Genomic DNA, 24,823 nt, shown 5'->3' on the forward strand with positions numbered 1-24,823 from the left:
CCATCAGAGTCCTTATGGTTATCAGGATTGGATGGTATCGATGCCTGCGGATTGCCCTGGCCCTCGACGGTGGGCGCCGTCCCTCGCCGTGGTCTGCGCCGCGGTGCTGCTCGTCCCGGTGACCGCCACGGGCACCGCCGAGGCGCTCGGCGACATCGGCGCGGACCTGCGCGCCGGGCTGGACGCCACCCAGTGGGTGGTCAACGCCTTCTTCCTCACCTTCGCCGCGTTCATGGCGAGCACCGGGGCGCTTGCCGACCGGATCGGGCGGCGCAGGATGTTCATCCTCGGCGCCGGCGTGTTCACGGCGTCGATGCTCCTGGCCGCCGCCGCCCCGGACATCGGCGTACTGATCGCGGCCAGGGCGCTCGCCGGCGCCGGCGCCGCCGCGGCCACCACGGGCGGCACCGCGCTGCTCGCGCACGCCTTCCCTGCGGGTCCCGGCAGGACCAGGGCGTTCGCGTGGTTCGGCACCACGCTCGGCCTGGGGCTTGCCTTCGGCCCGGTGATCGCCGGAACGCTGGTCGGCGCCGTCGGCTGGCGGAGCCTGTTCGCGGCGGCCGGGATCGCACTGCTGCCGGTGCTGCCCTTGAGCGCGCTGCTGGACGAGTCGCGTGCCGCCCCGGACGGCCCCTTGGACTGGGGCGGCGCGGCCGCCTTCACCCTCGCGCTCACCGCCTTCACCTTCGGCGTGGTCGAGGGGCCGGCTCTCGGGTGGACGCACCCGGCGGTGCTGAGCGCCTTCGCCGCCTGCGCGGTCCTGTCGGCGGCCTTCGCCATTGCCGAACGGCGTCATCCCGCGCCGCTGGTGGATCTGTCACTGCTGGCCCGGCCCCGGTTCGCGGCGATCGCGTCCATGCCGTTCCTGCTCGCCTTCGGCTTCGTCGCGCTGACCATCGTGCTGCCGCCGTACCTCATGGCGACCTCCGGTTACTCGGCCCGGCAGGCGGGTCTGACGCTGATGCTGCTGACCGGGCCGACGCTGGTCATGCCGCCCGTCACCGGCGCCCTGGCCCGCCGCCTGTCGCAGCGCGTGCTGCTGGTGGTCACGCTGCTGCTGGTCGCGGCCGGGACCGGCCTGCTGGCGGAGGTGCCCGCCGGATCGGGCCCGGCGCGGCTGGCCGTGCCGTTGCTGCTGATCGGGACGGGTTTCGGCGTGTCACTGGCCGTGGTCGACGGCGCGGCGGTCTCCTCCGTCGAGCCCGCGCGGGCGGGCATGGCGGCGGGGCTGTTCAACACGGCCCGCATCACGGGCGAGGTCGTCGCCATCGCCGTGCTCGGCGCCGTGCTGTCCGCGCTCACCCGGGCGAGCCTGACCGGCCGGTACGGCGAGGCGCGGGCGGCCCTGGCGACCTCCCGCCTGCTGCAGGGCGACATCGCGGGCGCCGTGCCGGCGGGGGCCGGGCGGCTGGAGTTCGCCCGCCTGGCGAGCGCCGGCTACGCGGACGCCCTGCACACCGCCCTGTGGCTGCTGACCCTCCTGTCCCTGGCCGGCGCGCTCGCCGTCGGTCTCCTGATGTCCGTCCGCGACCCCGCGCGGATCACCACGTGAAAGGAACGATCATGTCCGTCGTCACCGTCGGCTCCACCACCGTCAACTATCTCCTCACCGGAACCGGCCCCGGTCTCGTGCTGGTCCACGGCACCGGCGCCACCGGCGAGACCAACTGGGCCCCGCTCATCGAGGCCGTCGCCGGCCGCTTCACCGTGGTCGCCCCCGACCTGTCCGGCTCGGGCGCCACCGTCGACGGAGGCGGCCCCATCCACGTGGAGGATCTGGTCGCCCAGGTGCTCGGCGCGGCGGAGCACGCCGGCCTGGAGCGGTTCCACCTGGTGGGCCACTCGCTCGGCGCCGTCGTCGCGCTGGCGGCGGCCGGCACCCGGCCGGAGACGGCGCTGTCGGTGACCGCGCACGCCGGATGGGCCAGGACCGACCCGTGGATGGCCTTCCAGATGGACCTGTGGATCCGCCTGGTGCGCACCGACAGGGAACTGCTCGCCCGGCTGCTGCAGGTGACCGCGATGGGCGACGCCACGCTCCGCGCCCGCTCGCCGGAGGACTTCGAGCAGGCCGCGGCCGCGTTCACCGCCTCTCTCGACGGAACCGAGGAGGGGTTCGCCAGGCAGGCTCTGGCCGACATCTCCGTCGACATCACGGAGCTGCTGCCACGCGTGACCGCGCCGACGCTGATCGTCTCCAGTGCCGACGACCGGATCGTGCCGCCGCACCACCAGCGCGAGCTCGCCCGGCTGATCCCGCACGCCGGCCTCGTGACCGTCCCCGGCGGCCACGGCCTGCCGTTCGAGGACCCCGCCGCGTTCACCGCCGTCATCACCGACCACCTGGACCGCGCGACCGCGACGGCCTGAGGTCTCCCTCGCCGCCCGCCGTCTTTCCGATCCACCGGCATCGGCACATCACCTCCGACAGGCCGAAGGGGAACCGACCACGGTCGGTTCCCCTTCGGTTCAGCCCGAATCGATCAGACTGAATGATTCAGCGGGTTGCGGTTCACCCGTTTCAGCTGCAGCCGCTGGTGCTGCCGCAGCCCTCGCAGACGTAGCAGCTGCCGGCCGGGCGCATCTTGGTGCCGCAGGTCATGCACAGCGGCGCGTCCGCCGTACGGCCCTGGTGGCTCTCCAGCGAGGCGCCGACCCGGCGCGGCTCCGGCACCGCCACCGGCGCGACCTGCCCGTTGGACAGGCCCTCGGCGGGCTTGGCCTCGACCGGCGCGGCCTGCGCCTTCTCGACGGGCGCCTGCCCGCTCTCGATGGGCGCAGACTGCGCCAGGGCGGCCGTGTCCACGTCCTGGAGCGCGGCCGGGTCCTCGCCGCGCTGCTGCGCGGCCCGCTCGGAGGCGGAGAAGATGCCCAGCGCGGCCCGGTCCTCGTACGGCAGGTAGTCGAGCGCGAGCCGCCGGAAGATGTAGTCCATCACGGACTGCGCCATCCGGACGTCGGGGTCGTCGGTCATGCCCGCCGGCTCGAACCGCATGTTGACGAACTTCTGCACGTACGTGTCGAGCGGCACGCCGTACTGGAGGCCGATCGAGATCGCCACGGAGAAGGCGTCCATCACGCCCGCGAGCGTGCTGCCCTGCTTGGACATCTTGAGGAAGACCTCGCCCAGGCCGTCGTCGGGGTAGGACGAGGCGGTCATGTAGCCCTTGGCGCCGCCCACCGTGAAGCGGGTGGTGGTGCTCGGCCGCTGGTTCGGCATGCGCCGCCGGGTCGGCCGCGCGACCTCCACGACCTGGACGATCGGCTCCTTCTCCGCGGCCTCCTCGGAGACCTCCTCGGAGGTCTTCTTCGCGACCGACAGCGGCTGCCCGACCTTGCAGTTGTCGCGGTAGACGGCCAGGGCCTTGAGGCCGAGCTTCCAGCCCTCCAGGTAGACCTGCTCGATGTCGTCCACCGTGGCCGACTCGGGCAGGTTCACGGTCTTGGAGATCGCGCCGGACAGGAACGGCTGGACGGCCGCCATCATCCGGACGTGGCCCATCGGGGCGATGGCCCGCTCGCCCATCGCGCAGTCGAACACCTCGTAGTGCTCCGGCCGCAGGCCCGGGGCGTCCACGACGTGGCCGTGCTCGGCGATGTACTCGACGATGGCCTCGACCTGCTCCTCCAGGTAGCCGAGCCGGCGCAGCGCCCGCGGGATCGTCTGGTTGACGATCTGCATCGACCCGCCGCCGACGAGCTTCTTGAACTTCACCAGCGCCAGGTCGGGCTCGATGCCGGTGGTGTCGCAGTCCATCATCAGGCCGATGGTGCCGGTCGGGGCGAGCAGCGACGCCTGGGCGTTGCGGTAGCCGTTCTTCTCGCCGAGCCTGAGGCACTCCTGCCACTGCCGGGTGGCCTCGGCGTGCAGGGCCTTGTCCATGTCGTCGAGCGTGCGCAGGTCGTCGTTGGCCGCGGCGTGCTTGCGCATGACCCGCTTGTGCGGCTCGGCGTTGCGCTGGTAGCCGTCGTACGGGCCGACGATCCCGGCGAGCTCGGCCGAGCGGCGGTAGGACACGGCGGTCATCAGCGAGGTGATCCCGGCCGCGATGGCCCGGCCGCCGTCGGAGTCGTACGCGTGGCCGGTCGCCATCAGCAGCGCGCCCAGGTTGGCGTAGCCGATGCCGAGCTGGCGGTACGCACGGGTGGTCTCGGCGATCTTCTGCGTCGGGAAGTCGGCGAAGGTGATCGAGATGTCCATCGCGGTGATGATCAGCTCGGTGACCTTCACGAAGGTCGCGACGTCGAAGCTGTCGTCGTCACGCAGGAACTTCAGCAGGTTGATCGACGCGAGGTTGCACGAGGAGTTGTCCAGGTGGACGTACTCCGAGCAGGGGTTGCTGGCCGTGATGCGCCCGGTCTCCGGGCAGGTGTGCCAGTCGTTGATCGTGTCGTCGTACTGCACGCCGGGGTCGGCGCACTCCCAGGCGGCCTGGGCCATCTTGCGGAACAGCGACCGGGCCTCGACCTCCTCGATGACCTCGCCGGTCAGCCGGGCCCGCAGGCCGAACTTCCCGCCGGCCTCGACCGCGCGCATGAACTCGTCGGAGACCCGCACCGAGTTGTTGGCGTTCTGGTACTGGACGGACACGATGTCCTTGCCGCCGAGGTCCATGTCGAACCCGGCGTCGCGCAGCGCGCGGATCTTGTCCTCCTCGCGCGCCTTGGTCTCGATGAACTCCTCGATGTCGGGGTGGTCCACGTCGAGGACGACCATCTTGGCCGCCCTGCGGGTGGCGCCGCCCGACTTGATGGTGCCGGCGGAGGCGTCGGCGCCGCGCATGAAGGAGACCGGGCCGCTGGCCGTGCCACCGCTGGACAGCAGTTCCTTGGACGAGCGGATGCGGGAGAGGTTGACCCCGGAGCCGGAGCCGCCCTTGAAGATCACGCCCTCTTCCTTGTACCAGTCGAGGATCGACTCCATCGTGTCGTCCACGGCCAGGATGAAGCAGGCGCTCACCTGCTGGGGCGAGCGGGTGCCGACGTTGAACCACACCGGGGAGTTGAAGCTGAAGATCTGGTGGATCAGCGCGTGCTTGAGCTCGTGGTCGAAGATCTCCGCGTCCTCCTCGGAGGCGAAGTAGCCGTTCTCGAGGCCGGTCCTGGTGTAGACGCCCACGACCCGGTCGACGAGCTGCTTGAGGCTCGACTCGCGCTGCGGGGTGCCCACCGCCCCGCGGAAGTACTTGGTGGTGACGATGTTGGCCGCGTTGACCGACCAGAAGTCCGGGAACTCCACGCCGTGCTGCTCGAAGTTGACCGAGCCGTCCCGCCAGTTCGTCATCACGACGTCGCGCCGCTCCCAGCGGACCTCGTCGTACGGGTGGACACCCGGGGTGGTGAAGACGCGCTTCATCTTCAGGCCCTTGCGCGGGCGCTTGCCGGCCCGGCCCCCCGTGCCCGATACGGTGCCGCTCACGGTCTCCGTCATGACTTCCCCCTCCCAGGGCCCGGTGGAGCCCCTCTTTCGGACCACGCTCGTTACAACCTCATCGTCGCGCCGCGGCCACCGCACCCGGCGCCGTGCCGCCGCCTCCGCCCCGTCCCGGTCTCCCGGGAGGCGCTCACTCCTCGATCGGCTCCCGGTCGCCTCTGGCCGCCCTGAGCTGCTCGATCTCCGCCTCGAAGTCGGCCAGCGTCTCGAATCCCCGGTAGACCGACGCGAAGCGCAGGTAGGCCACCTCGTCGAGGTCGCGGAGCGGGCCCAGGATGGCCAGGCCCACCTCGTGGGAGGCGATCTCGGCCGCGCCGGTACCCCGGATGCTCTCCTCGACGCGCTGCCCGAGCTGGGCGAGGGAGTCCTCGCTGACCGGACGCCCCTGGCAGGCCCGCCGCACGCCGGCGATGACCTTCTCCCGGGAGAACGGCTCGGTGACTCCGCTGCGCTTGCTCACCATCAGCAGCACGGTCTCCTGGGTGGTGAACCTGCGCCCGCACTCGGGGCAGGTGCGCCGGCGGCGGATCGCCGCCCCGTCCTCGGCAGCACGGCTGTCCACGACCCGGGTGTCCGGATGGCGACAGAACGGACAGTGCACTTCATCGCCTCCCTGAACGCACATCCGGAACACAAGGTGTGGTGAACTTACACCGCTGTGACTACTAGATGTTGTGGTCCAACCGTAGGAGTGCCCGACCTTGAACGCAAGTCGAACCGGCCTTGGGAGGGGAAGTGCCTGCTCGGCGCGCGTGTCGCGCCTCCGGTCACGGCCGCATCACCTGCCCCGCGCGTCGCGGAATACGCCCTTTAGGCGCCGTTTCCCGGCCGATTTCCGTACGGCTTCTGACCTGGGCGTACAGCACCCAGAGAAGATCGGGTAAATCGAACACGGGATCGATCGAACTCCCGTACGATGAGGTGGACGGCGAGATCGGCGATTTCGCTGGATATCGAACAATTGTTTGACGGTGATCTTGAATCGCGGTACGGTCGCTCTGTGCGACATGAGGAACACGGATTGAGAGGTGGCATCGTGAGTGACCGAAGTGAGCAAGCGGATGGCGTCAGCGACCTCGCGGTTCGCAGGCGCGACTCGCTTGGCCTCACCCCCAGGCAGCGGAAGATCCTCGAGGTGATCCGCGACTCGGTCCAGCAGCGCGGCTATCCGCCGTCCATGCGGGAGATCGGGGAAGCGGTCCAGCTGACCAGCACCTCCAGCGTGTCGCACCAGCTCACGGCGCTCCAGCGTAAGGGCTACCTCCGGCGTGACCCGCATCGGCCCCGGGCCCTGGAGGTCCGGCTGCCGGGCGAGCCGGTGCTGTGGGTGGACCCCGACGCCACCTCCGAGGAGGAGTCCGGGTTCAACCGGCCCACCGCGGCCTACGTGCCACTGGTCGGCCGCATCGCGGCCGGTGGTCCCATCCTGGCCGAGCAGAGCATCGAGGACGTGTTCGCGCTGCCCAAGCAGCTCGTGGGCGAGGGCACGCTGTTCCTGCTCCAGGTCTCCGGCGACTCGATGATCGAGGCCGCCATCGCCGACGGCGACTGGGTCGTGGTGCGGCAGCAGCCGGTCGCCGACAACGGCGACATCGTGGCCGCCATGATCGACGGCGAGGCCACCGTGAAGACGTTCAAGCGCAAGGACGGGCACGTGTGGCTGGTGCCGCACAACCCCAACTACGAGCCGATCCCCGGTGACGAGGCCACCGTGCTCGGCAAGGTGACGGCCGTCCTGCGCAAGCTGTAGCCGTCCGCCGGTTCCGGACGCCGCACAGGGACAAGCCCGGCGCTCTCGTGAGCGCCGGGCTTGTGCTGTGCCGTGTTCGATTCGCCGTCAGGAGGCGGTGCAGCTCACCGGCGACGGAACGCCGTTGGTGCCCGACCAGCTGCCGTTGAAGCCGAACGTGGTCGAGGCCCCGGCGCCCAGCGCGCCGTTGTAGGCCAGATTCGTCACCGTGATGTTGGACCCGCTCGCGCTGAGCGTGCCGTTCCAGAGCTGGCTGATGCTCTGGCCGTTCGGGAAGGCCCACTTCACGGTCCAGCCCGAGATGGCGGACGACCCCGCCTTGACCGTGACCTCGCCCTGGAAGCCGCCGGGGTACTGGTTGGCGACCTTGTACGTGGCGGTGCACGTCTTCCCGCCCGGCGACGAAGGAGACGCGGACGGCGACGCGGAGGGAGACGCCGACGGCGAGACCGACGGAGACGCCGACGGGGACGCCGACGGGGACGCCGACGGGGACACGCTCGGCGAGGCCGAGGGCGACACCGGCGGCGTCGGGTTGCCGCCCGTGGGCGGGATCAGGTAGGGCGAGATGATGCTCTGCTTGGCCTGGTCGACCGTCGCCCAGTCGTCCTTCAGGATGCCGCCCGTGTCACCCGAGTTGGGGTTCCACGACCAGTAGGTGAACGACATGCCGTTCACCCCGCTGCCCATGTACTTCATGAGCTCCTGGAGCCAGATCTTGTCGGTGTTGCTGGCCAGCGTGGTGCCGAACTCGCCCACCATGATCGGCGCGATGTTCTGCTTGTACAGGTAGCCCCAGTACTTGTCCCAGATGGCCGGCATGTTGGCCGGGTACGACGGGTCGTCGAACCACGCCTGGTGGTAGACCGACGTGGCGTACTCGTGGGGCGAGTAGACGAGCCGGTTGGCCACGTTCAGCCGCACCGGGTACTGCCCGGCCTTGGTGAGGTTGCCGCCCCACCAGCCGCAGTCCTCGTCGTTGCTGGGGTCGTTGTCCCAGACGTTGGACAGGCCGCCGCTCGGGCAGCTCACGCCCTCCACGAAGATCAGCCAGTTGGGCTGCACGGACAGGATGGCGTTGCCCGCGCGCTCGGCCGCCAGGCGCCAGTCGCGCGACTCGTCGCCGCAGCCCCAGCAGGAGCCGGTCGCGTTCGGGTTGGTGCCGTCGGCGTGCGGCTCGTTGTGCAGGTCGGCTCCGATGACGGTGGTGTTGCCCGCGTAGTGCTGGGCCAGCGACTTCCAGTCGCTGATCCAGGTGGACTCGGGGACGCCCGAGGTGTACCACAACGCCGTCTGGCCCGCGCTGGTCGGCCGGTGCCGGTCGAGGATGATCCGCATGCCCTTCTGGCCCGCGTAGTCCACGACCTTGTCGAGGATCTGCAGCGGGGACAGGCCGATCAGGTCGGGGTTGGAGTAGGTGTTGACGCTCGTCGCCTGCGCGCCAGGCTTCAGCGCGTCGTCGGAGAACGGCACCCGGATCGTGTTGTAGCCCAGGTTCGCCATGAGGTCGAGCTGGCTCTTCCACGGGTTGTTCGCCCACAACCCGTGGAAGGTCTTGTTGTCGGTCTCCATGCCGAACCAGTTGATGCCGGTCAGCCGGACCGTGGCGCCGGTGCTGTCGACGATCTTGTTCCCGCTGGTGTGCAGGTAGCCGGTGCCCGTACCGGCGGCGTTCGCCGGCGAGCCGGTGACGACGAGAACGGTCGCCGCCATCGCGGCGGCGGTCGCCAGCCCGCCGAGAATTCGTCTGTACAAGACGTGCCTCCCACGCGGGGCGCACGCCGACGGCGAGCCAAACGGTCAGGCGCGCACCCCAGACCACCGCCGGAGCGGTGGTGGTCGCGGCATGCCCTGACCGCACGCCTACATCGATATGACTAGTTTGTGGCTCGGGCGCAATTTTGTCCGTACGGCTGCCCGATCGTCAACGTCATCGGCAGCGGGGGATCACATCAGCGGCGGCAACTCCGGCGGGGTGGCCGGCCGCCTGTCCTCCAGCGTCGCCAGGGCCAGCTCCACCGCCCGCGCCAGCTGCGGATCCCGCCCGGCGACCAGGTCCTGCGGCGTCACGACGACCTCGACGTCCGGGTCGACGCCGTGGTTCTCGACGCCCCACCCCTCGCCCTCCAGCCAGAACGAGTACCGCGGCTGCGTGACGACGGTCCCGTCCACGAGCGCGTACCGCGAGTCGATGCCGATCACGCCGCCCCAGGTCCGCGTGCCCACGAGCGGCCCGATGCCGCGGTTCTTGATCCCGGCGCTGACGATGTCCCCGTCCGACCCGGCGAACTCGTCGGTGACGGCCACGATCGGCCCGCGTGGCGAGTCCTCCGGGTATCGCGCCGGCTCGTACCCCCGGGCCAGCGACCACCCGGTGACCCGCCGCTGCAGCTTCTCCAGCACCAGCTCGGAGACATGCCCGCCGCCGTTGTCGCGGATGTCCACGACGAGCCCGTCGAAGCCCATCTCGGTACGCAGATCCCGGTGGAACTGCGCCCACCCGGTGGACATCATGTCCGGCACGTGCAGGTAGCCGAGCCGCCCGCCCGACGCCTCACGCACGAACGCCCGCCGCCCGGCCACCCAGTCGTGGTACCGCAGCCGCGTCTCGTCGGCGACGGGCGTGACGACGACCCGGCGGGGCTCGCCGCCGGAGCCGGGCCGGACGGTCAGCTCCACGGGCCGCTCCGCCGTGCCGGACAGCAGCGCCAGCGGCCCGCGGACCGGATCCACCGGACGCCCGCTCACGGCGACGATCGCGTCGCCCTCGCGGACGGCGACGCCGGGCGCGAGCAGCGGCGAGCGGGCCTCGTGGTCGGAGGACTCCCCGGGCAGGATGCGGCTGATCCGCCACACCCCGTTCTCGTCCCGGGCGAGGTCGGCGCCGAGCAGGCCCTGGCGGCGCCGGGGATCGTAGCCGTAGCCGGCCGGCCGCGCGTACGCGTGGGAGGTGGCCAGCTCGCCCTGGACCTCCCACAGCAGGTCGATCAGCTCCGAGTAGGCGCCGAGCCGCTCCACGAGGGGGGCGTAGCGGTCGAGCGTGGCCTGCCAGTCCACGCCGTTCATGTCCGCCCGCCAGAAGTGGTCGCGCATGAGCCGCCCGGCCTCGGCGTAGGCCTGACGCCACTCGGCGACCGGATCGACGGTCACGGCCACGCGGTCCAGGTCGACGGTGACGACCTCGTCGTCGTCCCCGGTGGCGCGGGTCTGCAGGCCGTGCCCGCCGGTGCCCACCAGGCGCGTGCCGTCGCCGCTGACCTCGAAGGCCCAGAACTCTCCGCCCAGCTCGCCGGCCCTGCGCTTGGCCAGGTCGTAGCGTTCGAGGACCGGCTCACCGGGCTCGGTGCCGTCGCCGAGCTCGCCCGTGAGCGGGTGGCGCAGCCACAGCAGGCCGCCCTTGGCGGCACGCAGGTTGGAGTAGGTGCCGGCGGGCACCGGCACGGGCACGATGCGCGCCGCCAGCCCGTCGGCGTCCACCTCGGTCGGACGCGGCGGGCCGGGCTCACCGTCCTTCCCGGCGTCGTTCTTGGCGCTCTCGCCGTTCTTGTCTTCCGGGCCGGCGTCGTCGTCCCCGCCGAAGCCGCGGCCTGCCAGTGAGGGGTCGAACGGCGAGGGCGTGGTGGCCTTGAGCGGCACCAGGTACGGCCGGCAGCTGCTGGGAAAGGACAGGTCGAAGACGTGACTGTCGTAGACCGGGTTGAACGTGCGGTCCGACAGGAAGGCCAGGTATCTGCCGTCCTGGGTGAAGGACGGGCTGTAGTCGTTGAAGCGCGGCGGGGTGACCTCGATCGCGGCGCCGCCGTCCACGCGGGCCAGCTTGAGGTGGCGGCGCCACGGCTGGTAGGCGTGCGCCCACGCGAGCCAGGCCGAGTCCGGGGAGAACGTCACGTGTTGCACGTCGCCGTGGGTGGTGCGGTCGACCTCGCGGACGTCCCCTGAGCCGAGGTCCACCACCAGCAGCCGTCCGTCGTGGGTGGCGACCGCAGCGTGCCTCCCGTCCGGCGCGGCGGCCAGGTCGAGCACCCGGCCGAGCCGGCCGGCGGCCAGCGTGCGGATCTCCCCGCCGGACGGGCCGATTTCCAGCGCGTCCTCACCGGAGGCGTCCGACACCCAGACGGCCCGGCCGGTGTCGTCGAGGGGCCGCGGCAGCCGTACCCGGACGCCGGGCTCGGCGCGCAGCGTGCCCGCGGGGCCGTCGCGGTGGGTCAGCCAGTGGGCGGTGCCGCGGATCTCGACCACGCTCGCCCGCCCGGTGCGATCCGGCGCGAAGCCGCCGACCCGGTTCGGCGCCGGCCGCCTGGCCCTGGCCGGGCGCGGCCCGCTCAGGGTGATGTCCAGCTTGTACGGCTCGGCGTCCAGGCTCTCCAACAGCCACAGGTCGCCGCCGAGGCTGTAGACGACGCGGGAGCCGTCCGACGCGGCATGGCGCGCGTAGAAACCGCGGTGCGTGGTGTGCTTCCGCAGGTCCGAGCCGTCGGGCAGGCAGGAGTAGAGGTTGCCGTCGCCGTCGGTGTCGGCGAGGAAGGCCAGGCGCTCCCCCACCCACATGACCGACCAGTGCTGCGCGGGATTGCCGGCGAACAGGTGGGTGAACTCGCCGTCGCCCGTGGCGTCCACCCAGATCTTGGCCGCGGTGCCGCCGCGATAGCGCTTCCACTGCGACGGCTCGCGGAACACCGCCGAGACGCCCGCCACCCTGGCGCCGCTGACCGCGACCTCGCTGACCCTGCCGTACGGCAGAGCTGTCGCCGGGCCGCCGTCCAGCGGCACCGCGTGGGCCCACAGCCGGGACCGCGAGGCGTGGCCGGCGGCGGTCACGGCCAGCACGTGGCCGTCCTCGGTCCAGCCGCGCACGCCTGTCGTGGCGTTGCCCCAGTGGGTGAGCCGCTCGCCCTCGCCGCCCTCCAGATCGGCCACGAACACCTCGGGCTCGCCCTCGCGGGTGCTCGTCCAGGCGAGGCGGGTGCCGTCGGGAGAGAACCGGGGGTGGGATACCGGGACCCGGTCGGCCGTGAACCGCCAGGCCCTGCCGCCGCTCGTGGGCGCCAGCCAGACGTCGTCGTCCGCCACGAAGGCGAGGAGGTCACCGTTCAGGTGGGGGTATCTCAGGTACGCACCATTCGCCACAGCCGCACCCTATGCCGCATGGCGGCTCCGCCATACCGGACAGGTTTGCACAAGGTATGGCGGAGCCGGGATCACTCCCCTACGGAACGATGTTGACGAGCTTCGGCGCCCGCACGATCACCTTGCGCGGCTCGCCGTCCAGGTAGGGCCGGACCTTGTCCGACGCCAGAGCCAGGGCCTGCAGGTCCGCCTCGGAGATGTCCGGGGAGACCTCCAGCCGGTCGCGGACCTTGCCCGCCACCTGCACCACGGCCGTGACCGACTCCTGGACCAGCAACGCCGGGTCCGCCTCGGGCCAGCCGGCCTTCGCGACCGACGGCGCGTGCCCGAGCCGCTCCCAGCCCTCCTCCGCGACGTACGGCGCGACCAGCGACAGCATGATCGCCAGGGTCTCGGCGGCCTCGCGGACGGCCGGGTCGGCCGCGCCGGGACCGGCGTCGATCGCCCGGCGGGCGGCCGTGGTCAGCTCCATCATGCGGGCCACCGCGACGTTGAACCGGTGGCTCTCGACGAGCTTGGTCACCTCGTCGATGGTCCGGTGGGTGACCTTGCGCAGTTCGACGTCGCCCCCGGAGAAGTCGATCCCCGGGGCGGACGCCGCACCGGCCTCGGCCATCACGCGGAACGCCCGGGCCAGGAACTTCTGCGACGCGGCCGGCGAGACGTCGGCCCAGTCGATGTCGTCCTCCGGCGGCCCGGCGAAGATCATCGTCAGTCGCACGGCGTCCACGCCGTACGCGTCGATCTGCTCGCCCAGGTCCACGCCGTTGCCCAGCGACTTCGACATCGCCTTGCCCCGGTTGATCACCTGGCCCTGGTTGAGCAGGCGCAGGAACGGCTCGGTGAAGCCGACCAGGCCCATGTCGTACAGGACCTTGGTGAAGAACCGCGAGTACAGCAGGTGGAGCACGGCGTGCTCGACGCCGCCGACGTACTGGTCGATCGGGCCCCACTCGCGGACCTTCTCGACGTCGAACGGCCCGCCTTCGTAGTGCGGGTCGCAGTAGCGCAGGAAGTACCACGACGAGTCGACGAAGGTGTCCATCGTGTCGGTGTCCCGCTGGGCGGGTCCGCCGCACTTCGGGCACTCGACGTTGACCCACTCGGTGGCCGCGGCCAGCGGCGAGACGCCCTTCGGCTGCAGGGCCGCGCCGCGCAGGTCGGGCAGCGTGACCGGAAGCTGGTCGTCCGGCACCGGGACCTCGCCGCAGTCCACGCAGTGGATGATCGGGATCGGGGTGCCCCAGAACCGCTGCCGCGACAGCAGCCAGTCGCGCAGCCGGTAGTTCACCGCGGCCTTGCCGGTGCCGCGTTCCTCCAGGACCTCGATGATCTTCTGGATCGCCTCGGCCTTCGTCAGCCCGTCCAGCGGACCCGAGTTGACCAGCGTGCCCTCGCCGGGAGTGGCGACGCCGGTCTCGCCCGGGTCGGCCAGGCCGGTGTGCACGACGACCTTGACCGGCAGCCCGAATTTCCGCGCGAAGTCGAGGTCGCGCTGGTCGTGCGCGGGCACCGCCATGATCGCGCCGTGGCCGTAGTCGGACAGCACATAGTCGGCCGCCCAGACCGGGATGCGCTCCCCGTTGACCGGGTTGACCGCGTACGTGCCCAGGAAGACGCCGGTCTTCTCCTTGTCGGTGGACAGCCGCTCGATGTCGGAGAGCTTGGCGACCTCGGCACGGTAGGCGGCCAGCGCCTCCGCCTGCTCGGGGGCGACGATCTCCTCCGCCAGCGGGGCGTCGGCGGCCACGACGAAGAACGTCGCGCCGTACAGCGTGTCGGGGCGCGTGGTGTAGACGGTGACCGGCTCGTCGCGGCCCTCGATGCGGAACTGGACGTCGGCCCCGGTGGAGCGGCCGATCCAGTTGCGCTGCATGGTGAGGATGCGCTCGGGCCAGCCGCCCTCGATCTGCGCCATGTCGTCGAGCAGCCGGTCGGCGTAGTCAGTGATCTTGAAGTACCACTGCGTCAGCTCGCGGCGGATGACGTCGGCGCCACAGCGCTCGCACTTGCCCGCCACGACCTGCTCGTTGGCGAGCACGGTCTGGTCCTGCGGGCACCAGTTGACCAGGCCGCCCTTGCGGTAGGCCAGGCCCCGCTCGTAGAAGCGGGTGAACAGCCACTGGTTCCAGCGGAAGTACTCCGCGTCGCTGGTGTGCAGGCGCCGCGACCAGTCGAAGGAGATGGCGTACCGCTTGAACGAGTTCGCCTGGGTGTCGATGTTGGCGTACGTCCACTCGGCGGGGTGGGCGTTGCGCTTGATGGCCGCGTTCTCCGCGGGCAGGCCGAAGGAGTCCCACCCGATCGGGTGCAGGACGTTGTAGCCCTTCTGGAACCAGTAGCGCGCGACGACGTCGCCGATGGCGAAGACCTCGCCGTGCCCCATGTGGAGGTCGCCGGAGGGGTAGGGGAACATGTCGAGCATGTACTTGCGCGGCCTGGTGTCCGCGAGGTCCTCGACCGCCGCGAAGGGGTTCAGCTCCTCCCACCGCGGCAGCCACTTGGCCTGCAGCGCCTGCGGGTCGTACACCGGCTCGTCCACTTCCACTCCTCGCCAGGCGGCTGGAATCACACAGATGAAGGCGCCCGCCGGGGGCAGGCCCCCGCGTCACAGTCGAGGCAGCCCCGTCTCCGCGCTCTCACGCTCCGAGACGGCTGCCCGCTCAGCAGGGTGGCGGCACGCGTGTCAAGCGTAGCGCAGACGGCAAGCGGGACGCGGATCGATCTTGTCTGCTGACCTGGCGTGTCAGAGTGCGATACACGATGGTGATAGATCCGTTGTGGGCTCTTATGTCCATTCCCCTACTGTGCTTGCCGTGGCCAACTCATTCCCGCCCGCGGATTTGCCGATGCAGGACCCGCCCACCGACCCCACCGGTGAGCAGTTCCGCGAGGCATTCCGCGGTTTCGCTGCGGCAGCCCCCGGCTCGCATGAGATCATGCCAGGCACCCCCAATTCGGGCATGATCTCGGGAGGTACCGTGCCCACGGACCGCAGCGAACACCAGCGGGAGCCGGCGTGGCCGGAGATCCCGCCGGCCTGGCCCGAGATGCCTCCGCCCTCGTCCTTCACCCCGACCGTCCGGTCCTTCGTCGAGGGTGCGCCGCAACAGTCCGCGGACGCCACCGCGACCATGGCGGGCCCGCCCCCCGGTACGGCTCAGAACCGGCCCGCCCGCGCCTTCGACGGCCCAGACGGCTTCAGGGGCCCAGAGGGTTTCGGAGGCGCAGAGTCTTTCGGACGCGCTGAGGGCTTCGGAGGCCCCGCGCCGGTGTACGGCACGCCGGGCCCCGCGGGCCCCGGTCAGGACCAGAGTCAACACCAGGGCCAGAGCCAGAGCCAGAGGCAGGGTCAGGGGCAGGCCGGTCCACAGGGGGGCCCGTTCCCGGGCGGGCCGGACCATCCCCGGCCGTCCGCGCCGTTCACTCCTTCGGTCCGCTCGTACGCCGAGTCCGCCCCGCCCGCCTCCACCGCGCCCCCGCCCCCTCCCCAGCCGGAGGACCCGTACCGGCCGTTCGTGACGGCGGGACAGATCAGCGGGCCGAAGACGCCTCCCGCGCACCGGCAGCAGGAGCTGTGGAACACGGTGTTCGGGGAGAACTACCAGGCCATCGACGAGTACGAGGAGGACGAGTCCGGCCGGCCGGTCTGGCTGTACGCGCTGGTGGCCTCGGTCGTCGCCGCGCTCGTCGGGGTGCTCGTGTGGGCCTTCGCCGCCGGGCCGCTCAGCTCCGGCGACACAGCCGAGGCGGCGACGTCCGCGAAGCCCTCCCCCGTCAAGACCGGCGCCACGGCCAAGCCGCAGGCGCAGACGTCGTCACGGCTGCCCGTCTACAAGGGCACCGCCTCCCCGGTGAACGGCGTGCTCACCGACACCGCGGGCCGGATCACGCTGCCCAGGCTCGGCGGCCCCTGGCAGGCGGACGCCGACCCGGCCCAGGTCAAGGCGACGTACGGCTTCACCAGCAGGCAGTACGTGCCCGCCGGCATGACCACGAAGGGCAAACGCGAGTTCGCCCAGGTGATGTCGGGCCCGCTGGCGCAGTCGTTGGCCGCGAGGTACACCACGCCCGACAACCTGAGCCCGGTCGTCAGTGCCGTGATGTTCCGGGCGCGGCAGACCCAGTTCCCCAAGGGCAACGCGGCCACCAAGGTCGCCCAGCAGCGCCTGGCGCGCAACAACCTCACCGGCCTGGCCGCCGTCTACAAGGTGACCGCCGACGGCGCGACGACCACGGTCGTGGTCGCGGCCATGAACACCGGCGCCGACCTTCCCACGATCGTCTACATGGCCGTGCCCGAGCTCAAGAACGACCTGCTCCCCGACATCAACACGGTCTTCCGGTCGATCAAGCCCCTCCGCTGACCATCGGCCGGACCCGGGTCCGGCCGGTCAGAACTCGCAGGGCATGTGCTTGATGCCGTTGATGAAGCTGGACAGCAGGCGCTCCGGCTCGCCCGCCTCGATCTGGGGGACCCGCCGCAGCAGCTCGCGGAACATCGCGGTGATCTCGCGGCGGGCCAGGTGGGCGCCGAGGCAGAAGTGGGGACCGGGGCCGCCGAAGCCGACGTGCGGGTTGGGGTCGCGCAGGATGTCGAAGCGCAGCGGGTCGTCGAACACCCGCTCGTCGCGGTTGGCCGCCCAGTAGTACAGCAGGACCTTCTCGCCCTTGCGGTAGAGGTTGCCGTTCATCTCGTGGTCGCGGGTGACCTTGCGGCGCATGTAGTTGACCGGCGCGGCCAGCCGGACGATCTCCTCGATCGCGCGCGGCGCCCGGCCCTCGAAGTCCTCCAGCCACAGCCGCCGCTGCTCCGGGTTGAGCGTGAGCAGGCGCATGCCGTGCGAGATGGCGTTGCGGGTGGTCTCGTTGCCGGCCACGACGAGCAGGATGAAGAACGACCCGAGCTCCTGGGCGGTCAGCCGCTCGCCGTCGATGTTGGCGTTGACCAGGGACGAAGTGAGGTCGTCGGTGGGCGTCTCCATCCGCAGCGCGGCCAGGTCCTGGACGAGCTGCTGCAGCTCCATCCCCGCGGTGAGCAGCGCGTCGGCGATGTCCTCGCGGTCGCTCACGTACTCGGGGTCGGTGGCGCCGAGGACGATGTTCGAGCGGTCGAAGACGAACTGGTAGTCCTTCTCCGGGATGCCCATCATGTCGCAGATGATCTTCAAGGGCAGCTTGGCGGCCACCTCGGTGACGAAGTCGCAGCCGGGGCCGGTCTCCAGCAGCTCGTCCACGATGCGCGAGGCCGCGGCGTCCACGTCGGACTCGAACTGCTTGATCATCCTCGGTGTGAAGGCGCGCGAGACGATCCGCCGCAGGCGTGCGTGCCGCGGGTCGTCCATGTTGATCATCGAGCCGAAGTATTCGGCGAACTCCGCCGGCAGGTCCGGGATGTTGGTGGCCCCGCCGTCGCCCGAGCAGAAGACCTCGGGATTGCGGCTGGCCTCCAGGATGTCGGCGTGCCGGACCAGCGCGTGGTAGCCCGGCCCGGTGACGCCGCCCAGGCTGAACTCGGGTTCCGGGAAGAAGGCCGGCTTGTCCAGGTCGCGCAGCAGCCGGAACGCGTGTTCCCGCTCCTCGTCCGGACGGCCCCAGAAGTTCCAGTCGTTCAGGTCGATGTCCGCCGCCGAGGTGATGGGCGTGCGCTCCGTGGGCTGTGTCGTCATGGTGGGGGCCCGGCCCTTCCGAGTGACTAGAACCACATTCGGTTGTCAGTCTGCCACATCCATTGGTTCAGCCGCAGTGGGTCAGGCGCGCATGCCTGCGCCGGCAGCGTGGATCCCAGTGCGCGCCGAAACGCATCAGTGAGGCGGCCGTCTCGGGATGCGCGGCGGCCCAGACGTCGTCGAAGAGGAACCACTGCCGGTACCCGAAGAATTTGTCCATGTGGATCGCCATCTGGGCCAGGTGGTCGTCGCACCGGACGAGCGTGCGACCGGGGTCACGTCCGTCCGCCGGGACGCGGTCCGCCAGCAGACGCAGCGCGTGTTCGTGCGCCCGGGAGTGCGGAGCACTGATCTCGGGCACGTCTTCCTCCAGACGGGCCCAATGGTTGCAGCGCTCCAGCGCGGGCCCGATCTCCTCATCATCAGGGGCGATCAGCGCGCGCAGGGCACGCAACTCGCCGTTAAGGAGATCGGGGTCCGCCGCGCGCAGCGCCGCCGCGAGCCCCGGCAGCCGTACGCCCGGCAACGCCTCCGGGTATCTGCCTCCGACGCTGTTCACGGTGGCGTGGTGAGTGAGTATGACGGCGTACATCACGCCCTCCCCGCCGGGCGGCGCGGGGCTGACGACGTGAACCGGGACCGGAGGCGTGAACGTCCGCACGGACGGTGATGCGTCCGCGGGCAGGTCCCAGCTCTCGTGCACCAGGTAGGCCCAGCGGTCGGGTTCGGCCGCCACCACGTGGTCGTCCACGAAGAAGTACGCCAGCTCGACCTCGTCGTCATCGGTGAGCACCCGCACGCTGTGCCGGTCGGCCCGCAGCCTCCCCTCGACGTACAGATGTTCCTTGAGCAGCCGGCGCAACTCGACATGGGTGCGGGGGGCCGGCAGCCCGGTCTCGAAGATGGTGTGCAGACCGTAGACATTTGCACCGAACTCGCGCTGCACCCACGTGTACGCGTCCTGCGACGCGGCGTCGTCCCACACCCTGCGGAACCAGTCGAGCACCGTGGCGTCGGGGAAGTGCCGGACGAGCCGGCCGGACGGTCCCTCGTAGACGCTGCGGTAGACGAAGTAGACCACGCCGCCACCATCGCAGGCGGCACCGACAGAATCGTCACCTGTCGTCGCCGAAGGAGGACGGCAACGCGGTCGCCTGGGTCAGGCGGTAACGCGAGGGCGGGATGCCGTAAAGATCGACGAACGCCTGGCGGAGAGCCTCGGCCGTCCCGAAGCCGCAGCGGGCCGCGATCGCGGCCATCGGCAGCGACGTGGAGGCGAGCAGGTGGGCGGCGGCCTCGGTGCGGGCCCGCCGTACGAACCGGCCCGGGGTCTGTCCCGTGTGCTTGAGGAACAGCCGGGTCAGGTGGCGCTCGCTCACGCCCGCGCCGGCCGCCAGGGCGGCGGTGGACAGGTCGGCGTCCGGATGGCCGGTGACATGGTCGACGATGCGCTTGACCAGGCCGTCCCCGGGCGGCGGGCCCTCGGTGAACATGCTCATCTGCGCCTGGTTGCCCGGTCGTTGCAGGTAGGTCACCAGGTTGCGGGCCACCTGCCTGGCGAGGGCGGGGCCGTGGTCCTCCTCGATGAACGCGAGCGTGACGTCCAGCGCGCTGGTGACACCGGCGGCGGTGGTGACGTTGCCGTCGCGGATGAAGATCGGGCGGGCGTCGACGGCGATCTCCGGGTGGCGGGCGGCGAGCGTGTGGGCGAACTGCCAGTGTGTGGTCGCGCGCCGCCCGTCGAGCAGGCCGGCGGCGGCCAGCACCGCCGCGCCCGTGCACACCGAGGCGACGCGGCGGCTCTCCCGTGCCAGCCGCCGGACGTGGCCGACGATCACCCGGTTGGCTGCGGCCTCCTCGTGCCCGATCCCCCCGGAGACGAGGAGCGTGTCCAGCGGCCCGGTGACGCGTTCGAGCGCCTGCTGCCCCTGCAGCGTCAACCCGCTGCCGCAGGTGACCGGCAGCCCCGACGGGGTGGCCAGGCACACGTCGTAGCACGGGGACGCCCCGTGGGCGTTCGCCATGATCAGGCTCGACGTCACGCACGCGATGTCGACGAGCTCCGCCGCGTGGTATCCGACCACGACCATGCGCCGCTGGGTCATGACCCGACTGTAGGCCGGACGGACGGGGAGCCCAAGATTTCGGACCCGTTCCCGTCTCCCTCCTTGGCGCGTCCGCGGGCCGCCCGGACAGTTGGGCCATGACGCACACCACGCCTGGAAGGCCCACCGGCCACCGCCCCGCCACACGGCGATGGGGCCGTTTCGCCCTGCACTACCTCGAGATGGTGGTCGCGATGTTCGCCGGGATGTTCGCGCTCGGCCTGCTGTGGTCCGCCCTGGGGATCCAGCCCTCGTACGCCCGCGATACCGAACTCGCCTATCTGCTCATGGCGTTCGACATGTCGGCCGGCATGGCCGTCTGGATGCGCGTGCGCGGGCACGCCTGGGCCCCGGTCCTGGAGATGTGCGGCGCGATGTTCGCCCCGGTCGTGCCGTTGTTCCCGCTCCTGTGGCTGGGCCTGATCCACGGCATGGCCCTGATGGTCGCGGCCCACGTCGCGATGTTCCCGCTGATGCTGGCGGCCATGCTGTGGCGCCGCGACGAGTACGCTCACTGACGCCGAGGCTCAGAAGCGGTAGCTCATGTGCTTGACGCCGTTGATGAAGTTGGACAGCAGGTAGGACGGCTCGCCCACGGAACGGATGGCGGGCATGCGGTCGAACAGTTCCCGGAACATCACGGTGATCTCCCGGCGGGCGAGGTGGGCGCCCAGGCAGTAGTGGGGGCCGTGGCCGCCGAAGCCGACATGGGGGTTGGGGCTGCGGGTGATGTCGAAGACGTCGGGATCGCGGAAGACCGCCTCGTCCCGGTTCGCCGAGTTGTAGAACAGCAGGACCTTGTCGCCCGCGCGGTAGTCGTGGCCGTTCATCGTGTGGTCGCGTGTCACGGTGCGGCGGAACTGGATGACGGGGCTGGAGTAGCGGACGATCTCCTCGACGGCGCCCGCGATGCGCCCGTCGAAGTCCGCGAGCAGCAGCGCGCGCTGCTCGGGGTGGTCGGTGAGCAGTTTGAGCCCGTGGGCGATGGCGTTGCGGGTCGTCTCGCTGCCCGCGACGACCAGCAGGATGAAGAACGAGCCGAGTTCCTGGGCGGTCAGGCGTTCCTCGCCGTTCACGAGCCTGCTGGTCAGGTCGTCGGTGGGCCGGCGGCGGCGCTCCCCGGCGAGGCGCCGCGCCAGCGCGTTGAGGTCGTGCCCGGCCCGCAACAGCGCGGCCAGGCCGCGGGCCGTGGTCCAGCGGCCGAAGGAGCCGTCCGGCCGGGACGGGTCGACGGCGACGCCCGAATACTCGGAGTCGGCGTTGGCCAGGATCGTGTTCGTACGGCGCAGCACCCGGTCGTGGTGCTCGGGCCGAATGCCCATCATGTCGCAGATCACCCGTACGGGTAATCGGGCGGCGATCTGGGTGACGAAGTCGCCGGGCCCCTCCCGCACGGCCCCGTCGACGATCTCCCGGGCGGCCCGGCCGAGGTCCTCCTCCATCTTGGTCAGGATGCGCGGGGTGAACGCCCGCGAGACGATCCGCCGCAGCCGGGCGTGCCGGGGATCGTCCATGTTGATCATCGATCCGAAGTAGACGGCCAGCCAGCGCGGCATGTCCGGGATGCTGTTGGCCGTCGGCTCGCTGCTGAAGACGGCGGGGTCGCGGCTCGCCTCGGTCACGTCGGCGTGCCGTACGAGCGCGTAGTAGCCCGGTCCGTGACCGATGAAGGGGATCTTGTTCTCCCGGAAGAAGACGGGCCGGTCGAGCGCGCGCAGGCGGCGGAACGCCTCGTGCCGCTCGGCCTGGGGCAGCCCCCAGAACGGGATGTGGGACAGGTCGACAGCCGTGTCCATGTCGCCCACTCTTGTGCGGGGACACAGCATCGTCAAGGGTCGAGAACGCCCTTGTAACCGGACCCTCAAAATCCACTCTCCGAGCGGTTACGCTGAGGTACCTACCGGTTGGTATGGACCGAAGGGTCCGATAGAAGAGGGAGCGGCAGATGCTCAACCTGGCCGTCGTGCTGGAAGACAGCGCACGGGAGAAGCCCGACGCCACCGCGGTCGTCCTCGGCGACATGCGCCTGCCGTACTCGCTCGTGAACACCGTCGCCAACCAGGTCGCCAACCTGCTGGTCTCGCGCGGCATCGGCAAGGGCGACAAGGTGGCGCTGGCCTGCCCCAACCTGCCGTACTTCCCGTTCGTCTACTACGGGATCCTCAAGGCGGGCGCGACCGTCGTCCCGCTGAACGTGCTGCTGCAGGCCAGGGAGATCGCCTATCACCTGGACGACTCCGACGCCAAGGCCTTCTTCTGCTTCGAGGGCTCGCCGGAGCTGCCGCTCGGCGAGCGGGGCCGGGCCGGCTTCGCCGACGCCGAACGCGCCGAGCACTTCTTCGTGCTGCCGGCCACGCCGCTCGCCACCGAGTCCGAGCTCGGCGAGACGCTGTGGGCGGCCCTCGACGGGATGTCCGGCGAGTTCGAGACCGTGCAGACCTCCCCCGAGGACACGGCGGTGATCCTCTACACCAGCGGCACCACCGGGCAGCCGAAGGGCGCCGAGCTCACGCATCAGAACATGCTGATGAACGCGATGGTCAACGACGAGCTGTCGCCGCGGCAGCCGGAGAACGTCTACCTCGTCACGCTGCCGCTGTTCCACTCCTTCGGCCAGACCGTGCTGATGAACACCGGGTTCCGGCGCCGCGCCGCGCTCGTGCTGATGCCGCGCTTCGAGCCGGCCGAGGCCCTCACGCTGATGCGGCGGGAGAACGTCACGTTGTTCGCCGGCGTGCCGACCATGTACTGGGCGATGCTCACCGCGGTGCACACCGGGGCGGCGCAGGTGCCGACGTCGCTGGTGAGCGCGGTCTCCGGCGGATCGGCGCTGCCGGTGGAGGTCCTCAAGGACTTCAGCGCGACGTTCGGGGTGGACGTCCTGGAGGGCTACGGCCTGTCGGAGACCTCGCCGGTGGCCTCGTTCAACCAGCCCGGGAAGCCCAACAAGCCCGGGTCGATCGGCACGCCGATCTGGGGCGTGGAGATGAAGCTGGTCGACGCCGAGTGGAACACGGTCGACGACATCGGCGAGATCGCCGTCCGCGGCCACAACATCATGAAGGGCTACTACAACCGGCCGGAGGCCACCGCGGAGGTGATGAAGGACGGCTGGTTCCGTACGGGCGACGTGGCCCGGCGCGACGAGGACGGCTACTACTTCATCGTCGACCGGGCCAAGGACATGATCATCCGGGGCGGCTTCAACGTGTACCCCCGAGAGATCGAGGAGGTCCTCATGACCCACCCGGCGGTCTCGCTCGCCGCGGTCGTCGGGGTGCCCCACGACTCCCACGGCGAGGAGGTCAAGGCGTACGTCATCCGCAAGCCCGGCGCCACCACCACCGAGGAGGAACTGGTGGCGTGGTGCCGGGAGACGATGGCGGCCTACAAGTACCCGCGGATCGTGGAGTTCCGCGAGTCCCTGCCGATGACCGCCACCGGCAAGATCCTCAAGCGCGAGCTGCGGTAGGGACCTTTACGGCCAGTCGAGGGACGGGCGCAGCGGAACGTGCGACCGTCCCTCGTCGAGCCGGACGCCGAGCACCTGGTGGAGCTGCACCTTGTTGCGCTCGAACCCGACGACGCAGCCGGCCATGTAGAGCCGCCAGACCCGGGCGGTGCCCTGGCCGACCTCCTCGACCGCCTCGTCCCAGTGGGCGTCGAGATTCTTGCACCACTCGCGCAGCGTCAGCGCGTAGTGCTCACGCAGGTTCTCCTCGTGGCGGACCTCGAAACCGGTGTCCTCCATCTGGCGGATCAGGTAGCCCACCGACTCCAGCTCCCCGTCGGGGAAGACGTAGCGGTTGATGAAGCCGCCCTTGTTCATGGTCTTCTCGGTGCTGGTCGGACGGGTGATGCAGTGGTTGAGCAGGCGCCCGCCCGGCTTGAGCTTGCCGTACAGGAAGGAGAAGTACGACGGCAGGTTGTCCTTGCCGATGTGCTCGGTGAGGCCGATCGAGCTGACCCGGTCGAAACCGGTTTCCGCGACGTCGCGGTAGTCCATGTAGCGGACCTCGGCGAGCTCCGACAGCCCCGCCTCCGCGATGGCCTTCTGCGCCCACTCGGCCTGCTGGCGCGACAGCGTGACGCCGAGGCCCTTCACGCCGTACTCCTTGGCCGCGTGCATGACCATGCCGCCCCAGCCGCAGCCGACGTCGAGCAGCCGCATGCCGGGCTTGAGGTCGAGCTTCTTGGCCACCAGGTCGAACTTCGTGTACTGCGCCTCCTCCAGCGTCGCGTCCTGCCGTGGGAAGACCGCGCAGGTGTACGCCATGGAGGGGCCCAGCACCCACTCGTAGAAGCGGTTGGAGACGTCGTAGTGATGGTGGATCACCTCGGCGTCCCGCTGCTTGGCGTGCCGGCTGCCCAGCTTCGCCAGCGTGCTCTGCCGTGCCTCCTGCGGCGGCGGCTGGACGCGCATCAGCAGCGGCTTGATCCCGAGCGAGCGGATCGCGGCGACCTTCTCGCTGAGCGGCAGGTCGTTCAGGGTCAGCGACCACATCCGGTCGAGCAGGGTGTACATGTCCCCGTGCACGTCGATGTGGCCGGAGATGTACGCGCGGGCGAGGCCGAGCTCTCCCGGCGCCTGCGCGAGGTAGGCCACCGCCACCGGCGACTTCACCTCGATGCGGAGGTCCGCCCCCGAGGATCCGGCCTTGCTGCCGTCGTAGGCGACGAACTCGACGCCCGCGTCAGGACCGACGATCTTCTCGAAGATCTTCGCAAGAGTCATTGC

Annotated in this window: 16 protein-coding genes; 6 read left to right on the top strand and 10 right to left on the bottom strand. The window is 70.7% G+C overall.

All coding sequences use genetic code 11. The features are described from left to right. The first annotated feature begins 40 nt into the window (after positions 1-40). Both Msi02_RS14285 and Msi02_RS14290 read left to right on the top strand, forming a co-directional pair. Positions 41-1,552, top strand: a complete 1,512-nt coding sequence (locus Msi02_RS14285; RefSeq protein WP_204048809.1) for an MFS transporter — start codon at positions 41-43, stop codon at positions 1,550-1,552. Positions 1,553-1,563: 11 nt separating this feature from the next. Then, complete coding sequence (locus tag Msi02_RS14290; protein ID WP_204048810.1) at positions 1,564-2,370, top strand: alpha/beta fold hydrolase; 807 nt, start codon at positions 1,564-1,566, stop codon at positions 2,368-2,370. Between the two features lie 151 nt (positions 2,371-2,521). On the opposite strand, the gene Msi02_RS14295 is transcribed toward Msi02_RS14290, so the two are convergent. Both Msi02_RS14295 and nrdR read right to left on the bottom strand, forming a co-directional pair. Continuing rightward, positions 2,522-5,431, bottom strand: a complete 2,910-nt coding sequence (locus Msi02_RS14295; RefSeq protein ID WP_079320070.1) for a vitamin B12-dependent ribonucleotide reductase — start codon at positions 5,429-5,431, stop codon at positions 2,522-2,524. Between the two features lie 133 nt (positions 5,432-5,564). Further along, entirely contained in the window at positions 5,565-6,035 is a 471-nt protein-coding gene (nrdR, locus tag Msi02_RS14300) for a transcriptional regulator NrdR (protein WP_079320071.1), read from the bottom strand. 432 nt (positions 6,036-6,467) lie between these two features. On the opposite strand from nrdR, the gene lexA reads away from it, so the two are divergent. Then, complete coding sequence (gene lexA / locus Msi02_RS14305) at positions 6,468-7,184, top strand: transcriptional repressor LexA (protein ID WP_239108415.1); 717 nt, start codon at positions 6,468-6,470, stop codon at positions 7,182-7,184. 87 nt (positions 7,185-7,271) lie between these two features. On the opposite strand, the gene Msi02_RS14310 is transcribed toward lexA, so the two are convergent. The 3 genes from Msi02_RS14310 to leuS form a co-directional block, all read right to left on the bottom strand. Then, on the bottom strand, positions 7,272-8,939 hold the full coding sequence (locus Msi02_RS14310; protein ID WP_204048811.1) for a cellulase family glycosylhydrolase: 1,668 nt from the start codon (positions 8,937-8,939) through the stop codon (positions 7,272-7,274). Between the two features lie 192 nt (positions 8,940-9,131). Next, a complete protein-coding gene (locus Msi02_RS14315) occupies positions 9,132-12,311 on the bottom strand; it encodes a S41 family peptidase (protein ID WP_204048812.1) in 3,180 nt (1,059 codons plus the stop codon). A gap of 79 nt (positions 12,312-12,390) precedes the next feature. Next, complete coding sequence (leuS, locus tag Msi02_RS14320; protein WP_204048813.1) at positions 12,391-14,853, bottom strand: leucine--tRNA ligase; 2,463 nt, start codon at positions 14,851-14,853, stop codon at positions 12,391-12,393. A 976-nt stretch (positions 14,854-15,829) separates the two neighbouring features. Here leuS and Msi02_RS14325 point away from each other — a divergent pair. After that, positions 15,830-16,678 carry a hypothetical protein gene (locus Msi02_RS14325; protein ID WP_204048814.1) on the top strand — a complete coding sequence of 283 codons (849 nt, stop codon included), beginning with the start codon at positions 15,830-15,832 and terminating at the stop codon, positions 16,676-16,678. Between the two features lie 27 nt (positions 16,679-16,705). Here the strand turns inward: Msi02_RS14325 and Msi02_RS14330 are convergent, their stop codons facing one another. The 3 genes from Msi02_RS14330 to Msi02_RS14340 form a co-directional block, all read right to left on the bottom strand. Continuing rightward, a complete protein-coding gene (locus Msi02_RS14330; RefSeq protein WP_204048815.1) occupies positions 16,706-17,980 on the bottom strand; it encodes a cytochrome P450 in 1,275 nt (424 codons plus the stop codon). 67 nt (positions 17,981-18,047) lie between these two features. Beyond that, positions 18,048-19,061 carry a hypothetical protein gene (locus Msi02_RS14335; protein WP_204048816.1) on the bottom strand — a complete coding sequence of 338 codons (1,014 nt, stop codon included), beginning with the start codon at positions 19,059-19,061 and terminating at the stop codon, positions 18,048-18,050. Positions 19,062-19,095: 34 nt separating this feature from the next. Then, positions 19,096-20,085: a GlxA family transcriptional regulator gene (locus Msi02_RS14340; protein ID WP_204048817.1), complete on the bottom strand. Its 990-nt coding sequence runs from the start codon at positions 20,083-20,085 to the stop codon at positions 19,096-19,098. 98 nt (positions 20,086-20,183) lie between these two features. Between Msi02_RS14340 and Msi02_RS14345 the strand changes: the two genes are divergently transcribed. Then, positions 20,184-20,603, top strand: a complete 420-nt coding sequence (locus Msi02_RS14345) for a hypothetical protein (protein ID WP_204048818.1) — start codon at positions 20,184-20,186, stop codon at positions 20,601-20,603. A 9-nt stretch (positions 20,604-20,612) separates the two neighbouring features. Here Msi02_RS14345 and Msi02_RS14350 read toward each other — a convergent pair whose 3' ends face one another. Continuing rightward, on the bottom strand, positions 20,613-21,881 hold the full coding sequence (locus Msi02_RS14350) for a cytochrome P450 (RefSeq protein WP_204048819.1): 1,269 nt from the start codon (positions 21,879-21,881) through the stop codon (positions 20,613-20,615). Positions 21,882-22,030: 149 nt separating this feature from the next. Between Msi02_RS14350 and Msi02_RS14355 the strand changes: the two genes are divergently transcribed. Beyond that, complete coding sequence (locus Msi02_RS14355; RefSeq protein WP_204048820.1) at positions 22,031-23,557, top strand: long-chain-fatty-acid--CoA ligase; 1,527 nt, start codon at positions 22,031-22,033, stop codon at positions 23,555-23,557. 6 nt (positions 23,558-23,563) lie between these two features. On the opposite strand, the gene Msi02_RS14360 is transcribed toward Msi02_RS14355, so the two are convergent. After that, the gene (locus Msi02_RS14360) at positions 23,564-24,820 is read right to left on the bottom strand and encodes a class I SAM-dependent methyltransferase (RefSeq protein WP_079316122.1); all 1,257 of its coding nucleotides are present in this window, start codon (positions 24,818-24,820) and stop codon (positions 23,564-23,566) included. Between the last annotated feature and the right edge of the window lie 3 nt (positions 24,821-24,823).

The organism is Microbispora siamensis, from assembly GCF_016863095.1.
GTDB lineage: Bacteria > Actinomycetota > Actinomycetes > Streptosporangiales > Streptosporangiaceae > Microbispora > Microbispora siamensis.